This window comes from Eubacterium sp. AM05-23, from assembly GCF_003477535.1.
Taxonomy (GTDB): Bacteria; Bacillota; Clostridia; order Eubacteriales; family Eubacteriaceae; genus Eubacterium; species Eubacterium maltosivorans.
The window spans coordinates 161,251-176,919 of the sequence record NZ_QUDF01000004.1 but is presented as its reverse complement, the minus strand read 5'-3'; the positions used below and the strand labels follow the sequence as shown (position 1 = coordinate 176,919).

Genomic DNA, 15,669 nt, shown 5'->3' with positions numbered 1-15,669 from the left:
ATTTTTCTCTTTATTAATCATATCACAGAGGGGGGTGAATGTATATTAAATTCCACACGACGCAAAAAGATCGGCGCAAAATTGCGCCGATCTTGGCGTGTCGACAAAGCTGTTCATGAGATGCAAAGCTAAAGTTTAAAGCTATTTGAGTGGATAATGGATAGTTGATAGTTGATAGTGGATAGTTGATAGTTGCAGTACGCTTTCGCCCGTGGCTCAAGCGATTAAAATTGCGGCCGCAGGCCGCATCGCATCAAATCTGCCGACGGCAGATTTGCACCTGAACTTTCCACTTTCAACTTTCAACTAAACCATCCTCCTCTTACCTCACTGCCGCTTCATAATAAATCTTTGTTTACGCCCCCGCCATGGTTCCCTTTAACTGACGGTAGATTTCCACATATTTTTCAAAGATGCCTTCATACACGGCGTGGGTTTGGGGGTTTGGCTCCACGACGTAGGCTTCCTTGACCATGCCGCGGGTGGCTTCCTCGAAATTCGTGTAGGCCTTAGAGCCTACAGAGGCCACAATGGCGCAGCCCAGGGCGCTGGCCCCCGCGTCCTCAGTCACCACAATGGGCTTTCCGGTCACATCCGAGATGATCTGCATCCACACCTTATCCTTGGTCACGCCGCCGCAGCCCACAATGGTATTGACCGGGCTGCCGTTTTTCTCAAAGCTGTCGATGATGTTCTTGGTGCCAAAGGCTACGGATTCCAGCAAGGCTCTGTAAATATGCGCCTTGGTATGGCTGAGGGTCAGTCCGTAGATCACCCCCTTGGCGTTGGCGTCCTTGTAGGGGGTGCGGTTTCCCTGGAAAAAGTCCAGCGCCACCAGCCCGTCGGCTCCGGGGGCGATGCCCTCGATCTGCTCATTCATATGGGCATAGGGGTTGTCCAGCTTGTCCACGCCAAACTCACGCATATACCATTTTACAATGGAGCCGGCCGAGGTCTGTCCCCCCTCCAAAAGCCACGCGTCCGGGATAATGGGCGCGTCGTAGGGCCCCCAGAGGCCGTCCAGCCTCAGCTTCTGCTCTGAGAAGCAGAGCTGCACAAAGCTGGTGCCCATGATCATGGCCATTTTACCGGCCCGGTCTACCCCCAGGCCCAGCATGCCGATGTGGGCGTCGATGCCCCCCTGCACCACCAGCATTTCCGGGTTCAAATCGTATTTTTCCGCAAAGTCCTTATTGATGGTTCCCAGCACATCGCCCACACGGGTCACGTCAAGAATCATCTTATCCTTATAATCCTCAAGGCCCACCTGGCAGAAGAAGTCGTCGGACCAGCCGCCCTCGCAGGCCACATAATGAGCCTTACAGGCTGCCTGGCAGACCGAGTTCGTAAATTTGCCGCAGAGCTTATGGTTGATATAATCCAGCTGCTCGATGATCTTATAGCACTTCTTATAAACCTCCGGCTGATTGTTTTTGATCCAGAGCATTTTGGGAACCGTCCACTCCACAGAGTCTTCGCCGCCGCAGTAGTCAAGGATGGGATGATGGGTGGCGTTGACAAGCTCAGTCTCCTTAACCGCCCGGTTGTCCATCCACATGATGGCATTGGTCAGGGCCTCGCAGTTTTCATCCACCGGGATAATGGTGGGTGAGGTGGCACACACGCTGATGGCCGATATGCTGTAGCGCAGGCCGATGGACAGCTTGTCGGTCACGTTCGCCACCGCAGTGTTCAGACAGCGCCACCAGTCCGCAGGCCGCTGCTCCGCCCAGCCCGCCTGAGGATACAGTGTCTCATAGGCCTGCTCGTCCGATACCACCACGTTGCCGCTCATATCGGCCACCACCACACGCACACTCTGCGTACCCAAATCAATACCCATAAAATAGTTCGCTTGCTTCATGTTAATTTCCCCCTTAGAAATTTGAAATTTATTTTCGGATTGTCGAAAAACCTGAGAGACGAAGCTTTTTACCTAAGGAAGAAAAAAGCGTCCTGCGGGCACTGCCCTCACACGAATATTTTCTTCACTAAAGTGGATGCCTGATCTCACCAGTGTCCGGCTCTTCCAATTATTTGGCACGATTCCTGGCCGTTTACCTCAGCGCCTGGACCTTTTTTCTTATCTGGATAAAAGGCGCAGTCTCGGTCTATGCCACTTTTTTGACACGCTGATTTATTTTTTCGCGTCCTCTGAATTTTCGTCAATCTCAAGAACCTTTCTCGCCAGCGGCTCGTCAAGATAAAGCACATCGGCATAGCCGCCTCGCAGAGCGCCCAGAACCGCCTCGGCTTTCTCAAGCCCCACTGCTACCATCAGCTTATTCGGTATTTTCTTAATGTGCTCAAGGGAGGTCCCCACGACTCTGCCGTCCAGGTTTTCATCCGCCACGTTGCCATCAATATCAATATAATGTGAGCACACATCGCCCACCGCGCCCTTAGCCTTAAAGCCCATGTACTCCCGCGGGCTGAAACAGCCCAGCTCATAGAGCACCGAGTGCTCGGTAATGTTGCCCACTGAAAAGACCGCGGTCCGGCAGCGCTCTGCCAGCTGGAGCACCGAGCTGATCTGGGAATCCCCCATGATCACCTCGGCGATGTGCGGGGTGTCCACAATGGCCGGTGCGGGCAGCAGATAGCCGTCGCCGCCGATGGCGTTCTTAAAGGCCTTGACAATATCCGTCGCGCCCGACTCATACAGAGCCCTTGAGGCACCGCCGTTGAGCTGGATGGTCAGAGTATTGCTTCTGCTCATTTTGGGCAGATGCCTGATCAGGACATTTAAGGTGCGTCCCCAGGCCACGCCCACCACGCTGTCGTCCTCGATGTACTTGGGCAGGTCTGCCGCCATGGCGCTGCAGACATCCTGTACCAGCACCTCCCGGTTTTCCACAACATCCGCCGCGATCACTACCTTGCGGATTCCGAAGCGGTTTGTAAATTCAGCCTCCAGATCGGCCAGCGCGTAATGGGGCTGGCGGATCCGCACCTCCACAAACCCTTCGTCCATGGCGTTCTTTAACAGACGGCTGACCGTGGATTTTGAAATGTTTTCCTTGGCGCCGATATCCTGCTGGCTCATCTTGAGCTCATAGTACATTTTAGCGACGCGAAGAATCTGATTAACTTTGCTCTGTTCCATAATGCAGTCTTCCCTTCTTGGTGGTAGAGAAATTTTTCAATATCTGAGATTATTTTCATTGTAATGGTTCTTCAATCCTTTGTCAAGCTTATTTTCCTGAAAAATACGATACAAATTACATGAATGAGATTATTTTCATTATTTGAAATATTTCTCAAATTTTGCTTGACAATTCAAAAAAACAGGCGTATTCTATAGTCAGCAATCAAATATCACGAGAAACAAAAGAACCAAAGGAGATTTAAACTATGAGCATTCTTACCTATGTCGGAGCAGGCCAGATGGCGTCTGCATTAACCTACCCTGTGATCGAAAACGGACATGAAGTACGGTTGGTGGGCACCCCCCTTGACCGAGAAGTCATCGACGAGCTTCGCAAATCAAACTTCCATATTAATTTAAAGAGAACCCTGCCGGACACCGTTAAATATTATCAGGCAGAGGAAGTGGAAGAAGCCCTTAAAGGCGCGGATGTCGTATTATGCGGCGTCAGCAGCTTCGGCGTAGACTGGTTCGCGGAAAATATCCTCCCCATCATCCCGGACGACGTCCCCATGATCGCGGTGACAAAGGGGATGATCGACCAGGAGGACGGCTCCATGATCACCTATCCCCACTACTGGGAATCCCGGCTTCCCGAGGGCAAAAAGCTTTCCATCAACGGCATCGGCGGCCCCTGCACCAGCTACGAGCTGGCCGATAAGGACAACTCCGCGGTGGCCTTCTGCGGCCGCGACATCGAAATCCTGCGCAAAATCAAGGCCATGTTCACAGCGCCCTACTACCATGTAAGCCTCTCAACCGATGTGATCGGCGTCGAATGCGCCGTCGCCCTCAAAAACGCTTATGCTCTGGGCGTGTCCCTGGCTGTCGGCATCGCAGAAAAAAATGAAGGCATCGGCGTCCAGCATTACAACTCCCAGGCGGCTCTGTTTGGCCAGAGCGTGAAAGAGATGAAACAGCTTCTCCAGTTAGTCGGCGGCGGTGAAGAAAATATTATCTACGGCGCGGGCGACCTCTATGTCACCATCTTTGGCGGCAGAACCCGCAAAATCGGCACCCTTCTTGGCCGCGGCATGTCCTTCGACGACGCCATGCAGGAGCTGGCAGGCGTCACACTGGAATCCATTGTCATCGCTACCCGCACCGCCAAGGCAGTCCGCAGACTGGCCGAAAACGGCAAGGTCGATCTGGCAGACTTCCCGCTGCTCATGCATGTGGATGACATCATTAACAATGGCGCTCAGGTAGATATCCCCTGGAAAGCCTTTGAAACCGAAAAATTCTAAATAACCCCCAAAAAGATCGGCGCAAAATTGTGCCGATCTTTTTTTGGGCTGAACAAAGTTGCTCATAAGCTGCAAAGAGAAAGCTTGAAGCAGCTCGAGTTGATAATGGATAGTGGATCGTGGATCGTTACAGTACGCTCTCGCGCTGGCTCAAGCGATTAAAATTGCGGCCTCCGGCCGCATCGCATCAAATCTGCCGGCGGCAGCTTTGCACCTGAACTTTCCACTATCCACTTTCAACTTTCAACTTAAAAAACCTCTTTTTAAGACTTTAACTTCTGCCGTTACGTTTTTTGACAGCCTGAGATCGGCACAATTTTGCGCCGATCTTTTTTTGTGCTATAATATCCCCGTAATCAATCCACAGACAAAAAGGAAGTGACTTGAATTGGCAAAAAAAGATAAAAACAAAACCAATGTGATGCGCATTTTAGATAAGGCGAAGCTCCCCTACACCCCGCACGAATACGAGCACGGGGACGGCGCTGTGGACGGCGTTACCGTCGCGGCCCGTCTGGGGCAGAACGTGGAGGAGGTCTTTAAGACCCTGGTGTGCCACGGCCACTCCGGCGATTACTGCGTCTTTGTGATTCCGGTGGCCGAGGAGCTGGATTTAAAAAAAGCCGCCCGGGCCGCAGGTGAAAAATCCGTTGAGATGATCCATGTCAAGGATATCAACGCTGTCACTGGGTATGTGCGCGGCGGATGCTCCCCCATCGGCATGAAAAAGGCCTTCAAAACCGTCTTTCATGAAAGCTGCCAGAGCATTCAGCACATCATCGTCTCCGCTGGAAAGATCGGTTATCAGATCGAGATGACGCCCAAAACCCTCGTCGCCTTTGTGCGCGGCAGTGTGGCCGACATTATAAAATAACCCCCGGCAAAGAAAGGAACCGCCCATGAGCCCCTATCATATTCTTATTGTAGAAGACGACCCGGACATTAACGGCCTGCTGGAAAAGCTGCTGACCAGAGCCGGCTATCACGCGCGCCCCGCCTTTTCAGGCAGTGAGGGAAAAATGTGCCTTGAGCAGTACCAGTATGATCTGGTGCTTTTAGATCTCATGCTCCCCGGCGTTACCGGAGAGGAGCTGGTCGCCCAGATCCGCAGATCCAGTACCGTTCCCATTATCATCATCTCCGCCAAAGCCTCCGTGGCCGACCGCATCGACCTCTTAAAGCTGGGCGCAGATGATTTTATCTGCAAGCCCTTTGACGTGGGCGAGGTGCTGGCCCGTGTCGAGGCCCAGCTCCGGCGCGCCGTAGCCTTTTCAGAGGCCGGCCGCAGCCCAGACCTCCTGACAAAGGGCGATCTCGTCCTGGACGCGGAAAGCATGGAGGTGTGCCTGAAGAACCAGCCGGTTTCCCTGACCCTCCGGGAATTCAAAATCCTGCACCTGCTCATGTCCCACCCCAAAAAGGTCTTCACCCGCGAAAATCTCTTTACCCAGGTCTGGGAGGACGAATTTCTGGGCGAGGACAACACCGTCAATGTGCACATCAGCAATATCCGCAGCAAGCTCGCCAAAATCGATCCGGACACCAGCTATATCAAAACCGTGTGGGGCATCGGGTTCAAGCTGGAGGGATAGATAAAGTGGAAAGTGGAAGGTGGAAGGTGAAAGGTTCATGACCCCTTTGGCTGACGCCAAAGCGAATAAAAAGCGGCCTCCGGCCGCATCGCTTCAAATCTGCCGATGACAGATTTGCACCTGAACTTTCCACTATCCACTTTTAACTTTCAACTCAAAAACCCTCTTTTTAAGGCTTTAACTTCTGCCGATTAAGTTTTCTGACACGCCAAAGGCGGCCAAACTTCATGTTTTCTTAACATTTGCTAGAGCAATCCTTACAATTTCCCTTGTATAATAAGGCCAACGAAAGGACAGGTGAACCATATGAAAACAACCGTACTTAAAACACGAAACCTGACTAAAAAATACCATCATGTCCCGGCTGTGGAGGGGGTTTCTCTCTCTCTGGAAAAGGGTGATATCTATGGCCTCATAGGCAAAAACGGCGCGGGCAAGACCACGCTGATCCGTCTGATCACCTCGCTGGCTTTACCGGACATGGGCGAGATCGAGCTCTGGGGCGAAGCCTCGGAAAGCGGGCTGAACACCATGCGACGCCGCATCGGCGCCATTGTTGAGGACGCCTGCTTCTATCCCTTTATGAGCGCCCGCGACAATCTGGAATACTACCGGATACAGCGCGGCATTGCCGGAAAAGGGTGCGTAGAGGAAGCCCTGAAGCTGGTTGGCCTCAGCGATACGGGAAAGAAGAAATTCCAGAAATTCTCGCTGGGGATGAAACAGCGTCTCGGCCTGGCCCTGGCCATTATGCACCGGCCCGACTTTCTGATTCTGGATGAACCTACCAATGGGCTGGACCCCATGGGCATTGTGGAAATCCGCAATGTTTTGCTCCGGCTTAACCAGGAGCGGGAGGTCACCATTCTGATTTCAAGCCACATTCTCTCTGAGCTTTCTACCCTGGCCACCCGCTACGGCTTTATCCATAAAGGACGCCTTGTCAACGAGATCACTGCCAGTGAGCTGGAAAGCCAGTGTCAGGAATATCTTGAGGTAGTCGCCGACAATACCGAAAGGGCTGCCATGGTTCTGGAAACCTGCCTGGACTGCCGCGCCTATGAGGTGCTCCCCGACGGCGTGCTGCGTGTTTACGGCTTTCTGGATCAGGCGCCGCTTCTGTCCCAGACCCTTTCGCAAAACGGCGTTGGTCTCTGCTCCCTGACCCCCAAAGGCACCAGCCTCGAGGACTATTTTATCTCAGTCATCGGAGGTGCGGAAAATGCTTAATTACATCAAGGCAGAGTGCTTCAAGACCTTTAACCGGGTTTATACGCGCAACACACTGCTCATCTTCGCGCTGCTGGCAGCCCTGGTCAACGTCGTATTTTTTATGGCGTTCCGAAGTAACCCCGCAGATTCTCAGGAGCTTATCCGGACCAGCCTCTCCGTTATTGTCCCCATGCTTTTGATCATGGTATACATGGTGCTGATTATGATTGATATTGTGTTTTCTGAGGAGTACAAATACAAAACCTTTAAAAACACGCTGTCCTTTGGCTTCACGCGAACCCAGGTCTATTTTGGAAAGCTCGCGGTCTCCATCATCGTGACCGCGGTCATATCTCTGATCACCCTGTTCGTTTATTTGGCCACCCTGTTTCTGCTGCTGGGTTTTCCTGAGGATATGAACCTGATCGGCCTGGTTTTTAACCGTATCGCCGCGGCCATTCCCCTGTATATCGGCGCGCTGTGCCTCTGCAACGCCTGCGCCTTCATCATCCCCAACAGCACAGCCTTCAGCTTTGTGTACATGGGCTTTTTGATTGTCCCCTATCTTCTGTTCTATGCCCTGACGCTGCTGAACCCGGCTTTTATGCCCCTGTTCAGCACCGCTCTGGTAACCCCCTTTTACACTGCCATCATGGGGCTGGATATCAGCGTTGCCAACATGGGCAATATGATGGCCGTCGGCTTTAAGGTGGAGAGCATTGACAGCATCGCAAACGCCGCCCTCCTCCCCGCTACCTCGGTGGCCTACTGCCTTATCCTCGGCCTGGCCTACGCGGTAATCGCCACCCTTATCGGCCTGGCGGTTTACAGACGCCGGGAAATACGTTAGAGAGAAGGGATAAAATGAAAGCTTATATCAAAGCAGAGTTTTTCCGTATTATAAAGCGGCCGGGCACCTGGAAGCTTTTGTTGTTTCTCTTTATTTTAACCACGCCAATGCTGACTTGGTTTCCAGCAATGTCTTTATTTAAAGCCGCCGGAACCCGTTCAGCAATGCCCCCTTCAGCCGCATCCATGTTTTTCGGCATTGCGCCTTTTTGGGTTCTGGCTTTCACCAAAAGCTGCATTACAGATGAATATAAATTTCACACCTTTAAAAATACGCTCGCCATGGGGCTTTCCAGAAAAAAGGTTTATGTGAGCAAACTAATTACTTCGGCGGCGTTAACCTTTGGAACTTTTCTGACGATCCTTTTAGTTTATCTTGCCATTGGCCATTTGTTTTGCGGTATATCCGGCAACAGTCTGTTTTTCAAGACTTATGCAGGCCTTTTAGGACAGATGGCTTCAAGTATTCCTTTGCTGATGGCTGCAGTCTGTGTTTCAGGCATTTTCGCCTGCCTGTTCAATCATTTCATTCCTTCAATGATTTGTTACTTAAGCTTTTTAGTGCTTCCTTATCCATTGCTTCAATTCATTTATTATTTGACCGGTACACAGTGGATCAGAGCACTATACTACCTGCCTTTAATTACACCCTTTCATAAGGTGTTACTAAACCAGCCTGTAGAAATCGAAGGACTGTTTGGGGTCATTCAAACACAATCAGACAACTTTTATATCGTTATTACGCCGGAAATTTTTATGTATTCCTTAATTTTAGGGTTTATCTATATTTCCATATCGATCCCCATCGGCCTTTATATTTTTAAGCGAAAAGATGTCTGTTAGCTCATTTTTATTCTGAAAGGAGTCAGAAACATGTTCCTGATACTCGTCTTTTTTATGGCCCTGTCGGCCGTTTTACTGGCTCTTTTACTGCTTGAGCGCCAAGGCCTCGGCAGGCTCAGGGATGACCTGCGCACCATCAGCCACTCCGGCAAAGACACGCCCAACAAACGCCTGACCCTGCCCGCGCCCGGGCGTCCCCTTGAGGCGCTGGTTCATGAAATCAATGCCCTGATGGACGAGAAGCAGGCCGTTCAGGTGGAATCCCTGCGGCGGGAAAAGGCGCTGCGGCAGCAGATCGCCAACATCTCCCATGACCTGAGAACGCCGCTGACGGCCATTCTTGGCTACACCCAGCTTTTAAAAGACCCTGCCCTGCCCGCTGAGGACCGGGCCGAGTACCTGGCAGTGGTGGAAAAACGCTCCCACACCCTGCAAACCCTGCTCACAGGCTTTTACGACCTCTCCCGCATGGAATCCGGCGAATACCCCCTGAGTCTCTCCCCGGTTGCGCTCCACCCCATTCTCTGCGAGCTGCTGGCCGCTTTCTACGAAGACTTTACGGAGAAAGGCGTTCATCTCGAGGTCGATCTTGAGGATAACCTGCCCGAGGTTGCCGCTGATGCCGGCGCGGTCACCCGTATTTTTACCAACCTGATTCAGAATGCCCTGAAGCACGGCGGCCAGCGCCTTGAAATCCGCCAGTACACTGAGGAAAATACCGTGGTCACCCTTTTCGCAAACGAGGCCGGCGGCCTGACCGAGGCGGATGTCGCCTCCATTTTCGACCGCTTTTTCACAGCCGACCGCATGCGCACCGGACAGAACACCGGCCTTGGACTGGCCATTGTCAAAAATCTGGCAGAGACCATGGGTCACCAGGTCTCCGCCAGTCTGAACGGATCACTTTTCAGCATCCACGTTTACTGGAAGCGCGCATAAAAAGATCGGCGCAATTTTGCGCCGATCTCAGACTGCAGACAAACTTTAACATCAAGAGACAGAGCGTTAAAAAACAAGCTTTTGAAGTTGAAAGTGGATAGAGGAAAGTTCAGGTGCAAATCAGCCGTTGGCCGATTTGATTGAATGCGGCCTGCTGCCGCTGTTCCAGTCGTTTTTGCGTCAACAAAAACGTTCCATAACCTTCCACTTTCAACCTTCAATTTTCCACCCAAACGGCTTCAAGCTTTCTCTTTGCATCTCATGACCGACTTTGTCGACAAACTGAAGCACGACGCATTTTTGCGCCGTGCTTTTTTATGGCCTGATCACAATATTTTCCGGCTCTTTCCCCTCTGCCACCAGGCGCAGATTCTTCCAGCTGTCCCGGTGCATCTTGTGAAAAACATGATAGGTCGTGCCCGCCACATGGGGCGAGACAGCCAGCTTCTTTTCCCTGACTTCCTCAGGCAGCCTTAAAATCGGGTTGTCCAGCGTAAAAGGCTCTGGTGCGAGGGTATCAATCCCAGCACCGGCAATACTTCCATCAAGCAGCGCCTGAGCCACAGCATCCTGATCCATGATCTCGCCCCGGGCGGTGTTGATGAGAATGCCGGTTTTTTTCATCTTTTTTAAAAACTCAGCATCGATAAAGCCAGTGGTTTCCGGCGTTACCGGCAAATTAACACTCACGATATCCGAGGTTTCGAGCAGGGTGTCAAGCTTACAGTAGGTAACCTTCCGCTCGGCCTCCTCTTCCGCTTTCAGGCGGTGACGGTTATAGTAGAGCATCCGGCATCCAAAGCCGTCCAGCCGTCTGGCCAGCTCCTTACCGATGGCGCCAAAGCCAACAATGCCCACCGTGCTGTCTCCCAGCTCCATGAGGCCGTCCAGTATAAACTGCTGCTTGGCAGCTGCCTGCCCACCCTCATACACCATACGGGCGCCCTCCATAAACCGGCGCTGCAGCGCTAAAATCAACAGGATGATCTGCTCAGCGACAGCGCCACTGTTGGCGGAGGCGTTATTGCACACATATACACCCTTTTCCCTGACAGCCTCCAGATCAATCCGGTTATAGCCCACGCCCTCAGACTGGATCAACTTCAGATTCGGCAGGCCCCGGATCAGGCCGCCGCTGACTGGCAGCACCGGGTCGGCAAAAATAAATGCCGCGTCACCGGCCTTTTCTAAGATTTCGGCGTCGGTCATCCCCTGGGCAAAAACGAGCTCCCAGTTCTCTGGAATCTGACTGAAATCTGTGTATTTCTCAATCCGCGCTCTGGCGGCTAAAACAATGACTTTCATTTTATCGCTCCCTTTCTTTCCCCATTGTAACGGTTTCTGCCGGTATTTTCAAGGTGCGTTCCTTAGGTTTTTTAAGCCCCTGTTTAATCCTTTGGTTTTGGGTATATTCCTAAAAGAAGATGCACGCAGGGAAACCTGTAAATTCAAAGAAAAGAGGTTTAAGCCAATGTTTAGAGAAAAAGTCCGTGTGGTTCAATACGGCTGCGGCAAGATGGCCAAGGTCATCATCCGCTATTTATATGAAAAAGGCGCAGAAATTGTGGGCGCCATCGATGTTAACCCGGATGTTGTGGGAATGGATATCGGTGATTTTGCCGAACTTGGCGTAAAACTGGGCGTCACCATCAGCGATGATGCCGATGCGGTTTTAGACAATACCGACGCAAATGTCGCCATTGTGACCATGTTCAGCTTTATGGACGATATGGAGGAAGCCCTCGAAAAAGTAGCGAAGCGCGGTATCAATGCCATCACAACCTGTGAGGAAGCGATCTACCCCTGGAATACCTCCCCTGCCATCACCAACCGGCTCGATGTCATTGCCAAGGAAACCGGCTGTACCATTGCGGGCTCCGGCATGCAGGATATATTCTGGATTAATATGATCGGCGCCGTCGCAGGTGGTGTTGACCGTATCGACCGCATCGAGGGCGCTGTGAGCTATAATGTTGAAGATTACGGCCTGGCACTGGCCAAGGCCCATGGAGCCGGCCTTACCGCCGAAGAATTTGAAGAACAGATTGCCCATCCCGAAACACTTGAGCCCTCCTACGTCTGGAACTCCAACGAAGCACTGTGCTCTAAAATGGGATGGACCATCAAGTCTCAGACTCAGAAAAACGTCCCCTTCTTCTCTGATGAGGATGTTTATTCCGAAACTCTGGGCGAAACCATTAAGCGCGGCAATGCCATAGGCATGAGCTCTGTGGTCACTACCGAGACCTTCCAGGGACCAGTGATCGAAACGCAGTGTATCGGCAAGGTTTACGGACCTAACGACGGTGATATGTGTGACTGGAAAATTTTCGGAGAACCGGATACCACCTTCTATGTGGAAAAACCAGCCACAGTAGAACACACCTGCGCCACAGTTGTCAACCGGATTCCGGCCCTGCTGAACGCGCCTGCCGGTTACTTTACCGTTGAAAAAATGGAACCCGTCGAATATATGACCTATCCGATCCAATATTATGTGGATGAATTTTTCTAAAAAACCACAAAAACGGCACCGCTTTTAGCGCGTGCCGTTTTTTATGCCCACTTTACAGCTTTCCAAAGTTTCTCAGAAACAGGGTGTTCATAATGGCCCAGTTGCTCTTCCACCAGTTTTCACTGAGGATAAAGGCATCGCCGTACTGCGCCATATTGTCGAACCAGGTCCAGGTAATCCCCCAGACACCGTCTTTGGGCTTAGTGTCCAGCAGATATTGCAGCTCTTTATCCACCATTTCTGCATTATCTTCATAGAAGATACTGGTGGGGCTGTTGATGTAGTTTGACGGGCGCACACCGTACTGCTCCCAGATGGTTTCGTCCTCCCCAATGGCCTTTTTTATTTTTTTGCCCAGTGTCTGTACCAGGGCGCTGTAGTCATAGCCGCTAAGCTTAAGCTCTCTGACCGTGTCGATGAGCACCATATAGCCGCTCAGGCCCATTTCGCCGTAGCTTATATCCTGTGTCAGCATCTTCATAAAAGTGTGGATGAATTTGAGAGCCTTCTGGTAAAGCAAAGACTCCGCAGCGCCGTATTTCAGGATAAAGGCTGAAAAGCTGGCCGTCAGGCCAAGATACTCCTTGCGGTTCATCTCCTCGCTGTAGTTCCACCATGGCGCGTGGGGATAGTCGTTATTGCTCTCCACTGTAAAGCGCCAGCCATAGTCTGCCAGGTCTTTCTCTGCATTCAGGCATTTCCATATTCCCTCATAAACCGGATGCTCCATGTCGTAAAAATCGATCATCCTTAAAAGCCCCAGCGCATGGTCTGTACTGGTGGGGGTAGAATTTGGATTCCAGTTGTCCGGCTCCACAGCGTGGCCAAAGCCGCCGTCCTCATTCTGGTAGGATAACAGCGCATCGGCAACGGCTTTCTTATCCCCGCCTTCAAAAAAATACTGCCACAGGCATAACTCCACATGCCGCGCGTTTCGGTACATCCACGTTTTAATTTCATTATAAAAAGTACTCTGCATCTCAAGTCTTTCCTTTCGCTTTTATATCTGTTATTATACCCATCTCAAATTCTGGCGGCTTGTAAAAAAGCGACATCCTTTGCGCTGCCAAGATTTCCCTGTGTCAATAAAAAAAGGACGCTGTCCGAAAACAGCGCCCATGCCTTATGTGGTATCAGATTACAGAAAGCGTACCTTCGAGCCATCCCTCGGCTTCGCTTCCGGCGCTTCATCCGGATAGCCCAGAGCCAGACCGATGATAAACTCATAGCCTTCAGGCGCGCCGATCTTTTTCATCATGGCCGCGCCGTCCTCGCTGGTCATATAGTCTAAAATCATGCCGATAATACAAGTGCCCACACCCATGGATTCCGCTGCCAGCGCCATGTTTTCAACCACAATGCCGCCGTCCACATAGCGCCATTTATTGGCGGTGTCACCCACAATAAAAGCAAAGGCCGGCGCGTGGTAGTAAACTGAATAATTGTCCGCGGACAGATCATAGCGGCTGCCATGCTCGTTGGCGTAGGCCTTAAAGCCAGCGTTCATTTCCGTTAGCAGGTCCTTGTCCTGAACCATGATAATATCGCAGGACTGCTCGTTCCGTCCTGTTGGGGCCTGAAGGGCGGCCTCCATAATGGTTGCCAGCTCGCTCATTCCAACAGACTCCTGCTTGTATTTCCGGATACTCCGGCGGTTTAAAATACTGCTCATAGTCGGATTTGAGATCATCTGAATCGTTTCCATTGTTACCTCCATCATTTTATCATCATATTGGGCTTCTTTTATTTCACCCAACATTATTATATCACACCTGTAAAGTGGCGGCACTTGTCAGGAAAGCACCGCTGCCGCCAGATTGCCGCAGAATGCGTAAAAAACCACCACTATCTCAGCAAAAATCGTCAAAAGTGTTACTGGTACGGCAAATCCTTTGGACCGCAGCGCATTTTCCACCCACACCAGACCCTTTGACAGAAAGTACATGAGTGGAATGAGCGCAGTGATCACATAGCGCCCCTGAGGCTGGTAATCCGACGAATAAGAATACCATATGCTCAAACCAATGGGCAGCAGAATCGCCAGTATCAGCGTGGCTGTCCATAAATGGCCGCGGGCACCCTCTTCCTTCCGCGCTTTTTTAAACCACCACAGCAAAAAGCCGACGCCCCCCACACCAAAGATACCGGTCAGAACAACATAGGCAATCTTTGACATGGGAATACTCATAAAACCAAAGTTCCCCAAAAAGCTGATATAGGTCACAAAAACCCAGGGCGGGCTCACCTTATCCATATTTTGATAGGAGGTAAACAGCATTTGCAGAATCGAATAGCCTGAGCTCATGGGCGTTACGTGCTGCGAAGGCTTGTAGGCCGGCTGGGCCAGCTGCTCTGCCAGCGCGGCGCTTGTCCGCATGCCTAAAAAATCGCCGTCGTGCAGCAGGGCGCTTCTCACAAACCACCAGCCTGCCAGCACAGCACAGATCCCAATAATGGCCAGACCCAGACCCAGAAACCTTTTGAGGGGCCATTTTTTATGGTTTATCAGGTAATCTCCTGCGTACAGAACCACACTACACAGAATAAAACCGTAAGCATTGTAATAGGACAGAAAACAAAGTGAAAGGCCCACAGCCATCACCGCGCAGCTTTTTAAATCCCAGTGGCATTTCATGCCCAATATCCACGAATAAAGGATCAGCGCTGTGGAAAACAACGCCAGCGTGTCATTATTCACGTAGGAGGAAATAAAAACAAACTGCGGCAGAAGGCAGATAAGCGCCGCGAAAAGGTAAATGCCTTTTCCAACAAAGCACTTTCTTCCAATGGCCAGCACCAGCACCACTGTACCTGTGGCGATAAGCGTATTGGCAAAACGGGCCGCGAGGTAGAGCTGATCCTCAGCCATGCCGAAAAGCGCGCCCGCGTGCATAAACACCGCCGCGATCTGGTAGGCAAAAATTGGCTGATAAGCGTAAGACTGTCCCCAGAGGGGATTGACAATTTCCGGTTCATTGCCAAGTGGCAGTACGCCATTCTTAAAAATAAAATGGGCAATATCGTACCGCATATCCTCATCCGGCGCATTATTATAGGGAATCAGCTGCGACCAGGCAAAATAAAAAAAGAAGCAGAACAAAACAAAGAAAATTTCCCGCTGATAGGTTTTAAAAAAGGCTTTAGTCCACATCCTGTTCCTCCTTTGTGAATACCAGGCTGCACCAGAATGCCAGAAACGCCGCGGTCGCCAGTACAAGCGCGCCGTTCAGCACAAAATTTCCTGTTTTGAACAAAAAAGGCACCGCAATGTAGAGCAGCGTTAAAACCAGCAGTACTGTCAATATTTTTTTCATCCATTACCTC

General features: G+C 51.3%; 16 protein-coding genes. 8 read left to right on the top strand and 8 right to left on the bottom strand.

The window, feature by feature from the left end; translation table 11 throughout:
- Positions 1 to 355: 355 nt before the first annotated feature.
- Positions 356 to 1,864: an FGGY-family carbohydrate kinase gene (locus DW091_RS06710; protein WP_118517728.1), complete on the bottom strand. Its 1,509-nt coding sequence runs from the start codon at positions 1,862 to 1,864 to the stop codon at positions 356 to 358.
- Between the two features lie 273 nt (positions 1,865 to 2,137).
- Positions 2,138 to 3,106 (bottom strand): sugar-binding transcriptional regulator, encoded by a 969-nt coding sequence (locus DW091_RS06705; RefSeq protein WP_118517727.1) that lies wholly within the window; start codon positions 3,104 to 3,106, stop codon positions 2,138 to 2,140.
- Positions 3,107 to 3,354: 248 nt separating this feature from the next.
- Between DW091_RS06705 and DW091_RS06700 the strand changes: the two genes are divergently transcribed.
- The 7 genes from DW091_RS06700 to DW091_RS06670 all read left to right on the top strand — a co-directional run bounded on the left by DW091_RS06700 (position 3,355) and on the right by DW091_RS06670 (position 9,830).
- A complete protein-coding gene (locus DW091_RS06700) occupies positions 3,355 to 4,395 on the top strand; it encodes a glycerol-3-phosphate dehydrogenase (RefSeq protein WP_074616231.1) in 1,041 nt (346 codons plus the stop codon).
- Between the two features lie 388 nt (positions 4,396 to 4,783).
- Complete coding sequence (gene ybaK, locus DW091_RS06695; RefSeq protein WP_058695124.1) at positions 4,784 to 5,269, top strand: Cys-tRNA(Pro) deacylase; 486 nt, start codon at positions 4,784 to 4,786, stop codon at positions 5,267 to 5,269.
- A gap of 25 nt (positions 5,270 to 5,294) precedes the next feature.
- Positions 5,295 to 5,987: a response regulator transcription factor gene (locus DW091_RS06690; protein WP_118517726.1), complete on the top strand. Its 693-nt coding sequence runs from the start codon at positions 5,295 to 5,297 to the stop codon at positions 5,985 to 5,987.
- A 306-nt stretch (positions 5,988 to 6,293) separates the two neighbouring features.
- A complete protein-coding gene (locus DW091_RS06685) occupies positions 6,294 to 7,217 on the top strand; it encodes an ABC transporter ATP-binding protein (protein ID WP_118517725.1) in 924 nt (307 codons plus the stop codon).
- The gene (locus DW091_RS06680; RefSeq protein ID WP_074616235.1) at positions 7,210 to 8,049 is read left to right on the top strand and encodes an ABC transporter permease; all 840 of its coding nucleotides are present in this window, start codon (positions 7,210 to 7,212) and stop codon (positions 8,047 to 8,049) included. Before DW091_RS06685 ends, DW091_RS06680 begins: the two co-directional genes overlap by 8 nt.
- 14 nt (positions 8,050 to 8,063) lie before the next feature.
- Complete coding sequence (locus DW091_RS06675; protein WP_118517724.1) at positions 8,064 to 8,891, top strand: ABC transporter permease; 828 nt, start codon at positions 8,064 to 8,066, stop codon at positions 8,889 to 8,891.
- A 30-nt stretch (positions 8,892 to 8,921) separates the two neighbouring features.
- Entirely contained in the window at positions 8,922 to 9,830 is a 909-nt protein-coding gene (locus DW091_RS06670; protein ID WP_118517723.1) for a HAMP domain-containing sensor histidine kinase, read from the top strand.
- Here DW091_RS06670 and DW091_RS19940 read toward each other — a convergent pair.
- On the bottom strand, positions 9,812 to 10,063 hold the full coding sequence (locus DW091_RS19940) for a hypothetical protein (protein WP_207665236.1): 252 nt from the start codon (positions 10,061 to 10,063) through the stop codon (positions 9,812 to 9,814). The two genes, DW091_RS06670 and DW091_RS19940, sit on opposite strands and share 19 nt — an antisense overlap.
- A gap of 82 nt (positions 10,064 to 10,145) precedes the next feature.
- Positions 10,146 to 11,135, bottom strand: a complete 990-nt coding sequence (locus DW091_RS06665; RefSeq protein ID WP_118517722.1) for an NAD(P)-dependent oxidoreductase — start codon at positions 11,133 to 11,135, stop codon at positions 10,146 to 10,148.
- 166 nt (positions 11,136 to 11,301) lie between these two features.
- Between DW091_RS06665 and DW091_RS06660 the strand changes: the two genes are divergently transcribed.
- Positions 11,302 to 12,345 carry a dihydrodipicolinate reductase gene (locus DW091_RS06660; RefSeq protein WP_118517721.1) on the top strand — a complete coding sequence of 348 codons (1,044 nt, stop codon included), beginning with the start codon at positions 11,302 to 11,304 and terminating at the stop codon, positions 12,343 to 12,345.
- A 52-nt stretch (positions 12,346 to 12,397) separates the two neighbouring features.
- On the opposite strand, the gene DW091_RS06655 is transcribed toward DW091_RS06660, so the two are convergent.
- The 4 genes from DW091_RS06655 to DW091_RS20090 all read right to left on the bottom strand — a co-directional run bounded on the left by DW091_RS06655 (position 12,398) and on the right by DW091_RS20090 (position 15,659).
- Complete coding sequence (locus tag DW091_RS06655; protein ID WP_118517720.1) at positions 12,398 to 13,324, bottom strand: hypothetical protein; 927 nt, start codon at positions 13,322 to 13,324, stop codon at positions 12,398 to 12,400.
- Positions 13,325 to 13,483: 159 nt separating this feature from the next.
- The gene (locus tag DW091_RS06650) at positions 13,484 to 14,104 is read right to left on the bottom strand and encodes a nitroreductase family protein (protein WP_118517719.1); all 621 of its coding nucleotides are present in this window, start codon (positions 14,102 to 14,104) and stop codon (positions 13,484 to 13,486) included.
- Positions 14,105 to 14,137: 33 nt separating this feature from the next.
- Positions 14,138 to 15,496, bottom strand: a complete 1,359-nt coding sequence (locus tag DW091_RS06645; RefSeq protein WP_118517718.1) for a glycosyltransferase family 39 protein — start codon at positions 15,494 to 15,496, stop codon at positions 14,138 to 14,140.
- Positions 15,486 to 15,659: a hypothetical protein gene (locus tag DW091_RS20090; protein ID WP_158501359.1), complete on the bottom strand. Its 174-nt coding sequence runs from the start codon at positions 15,657 to 15,659 to the stop codon at positions 15,486 to 15,488. The genes DW091_RS06645 and DW091_RS20090 overlap by 11 nt, the downstream gene beginning before the upstream one ends.
- Positions 15,660 to 15,669 lie beyond the last annotated feature (10 nt).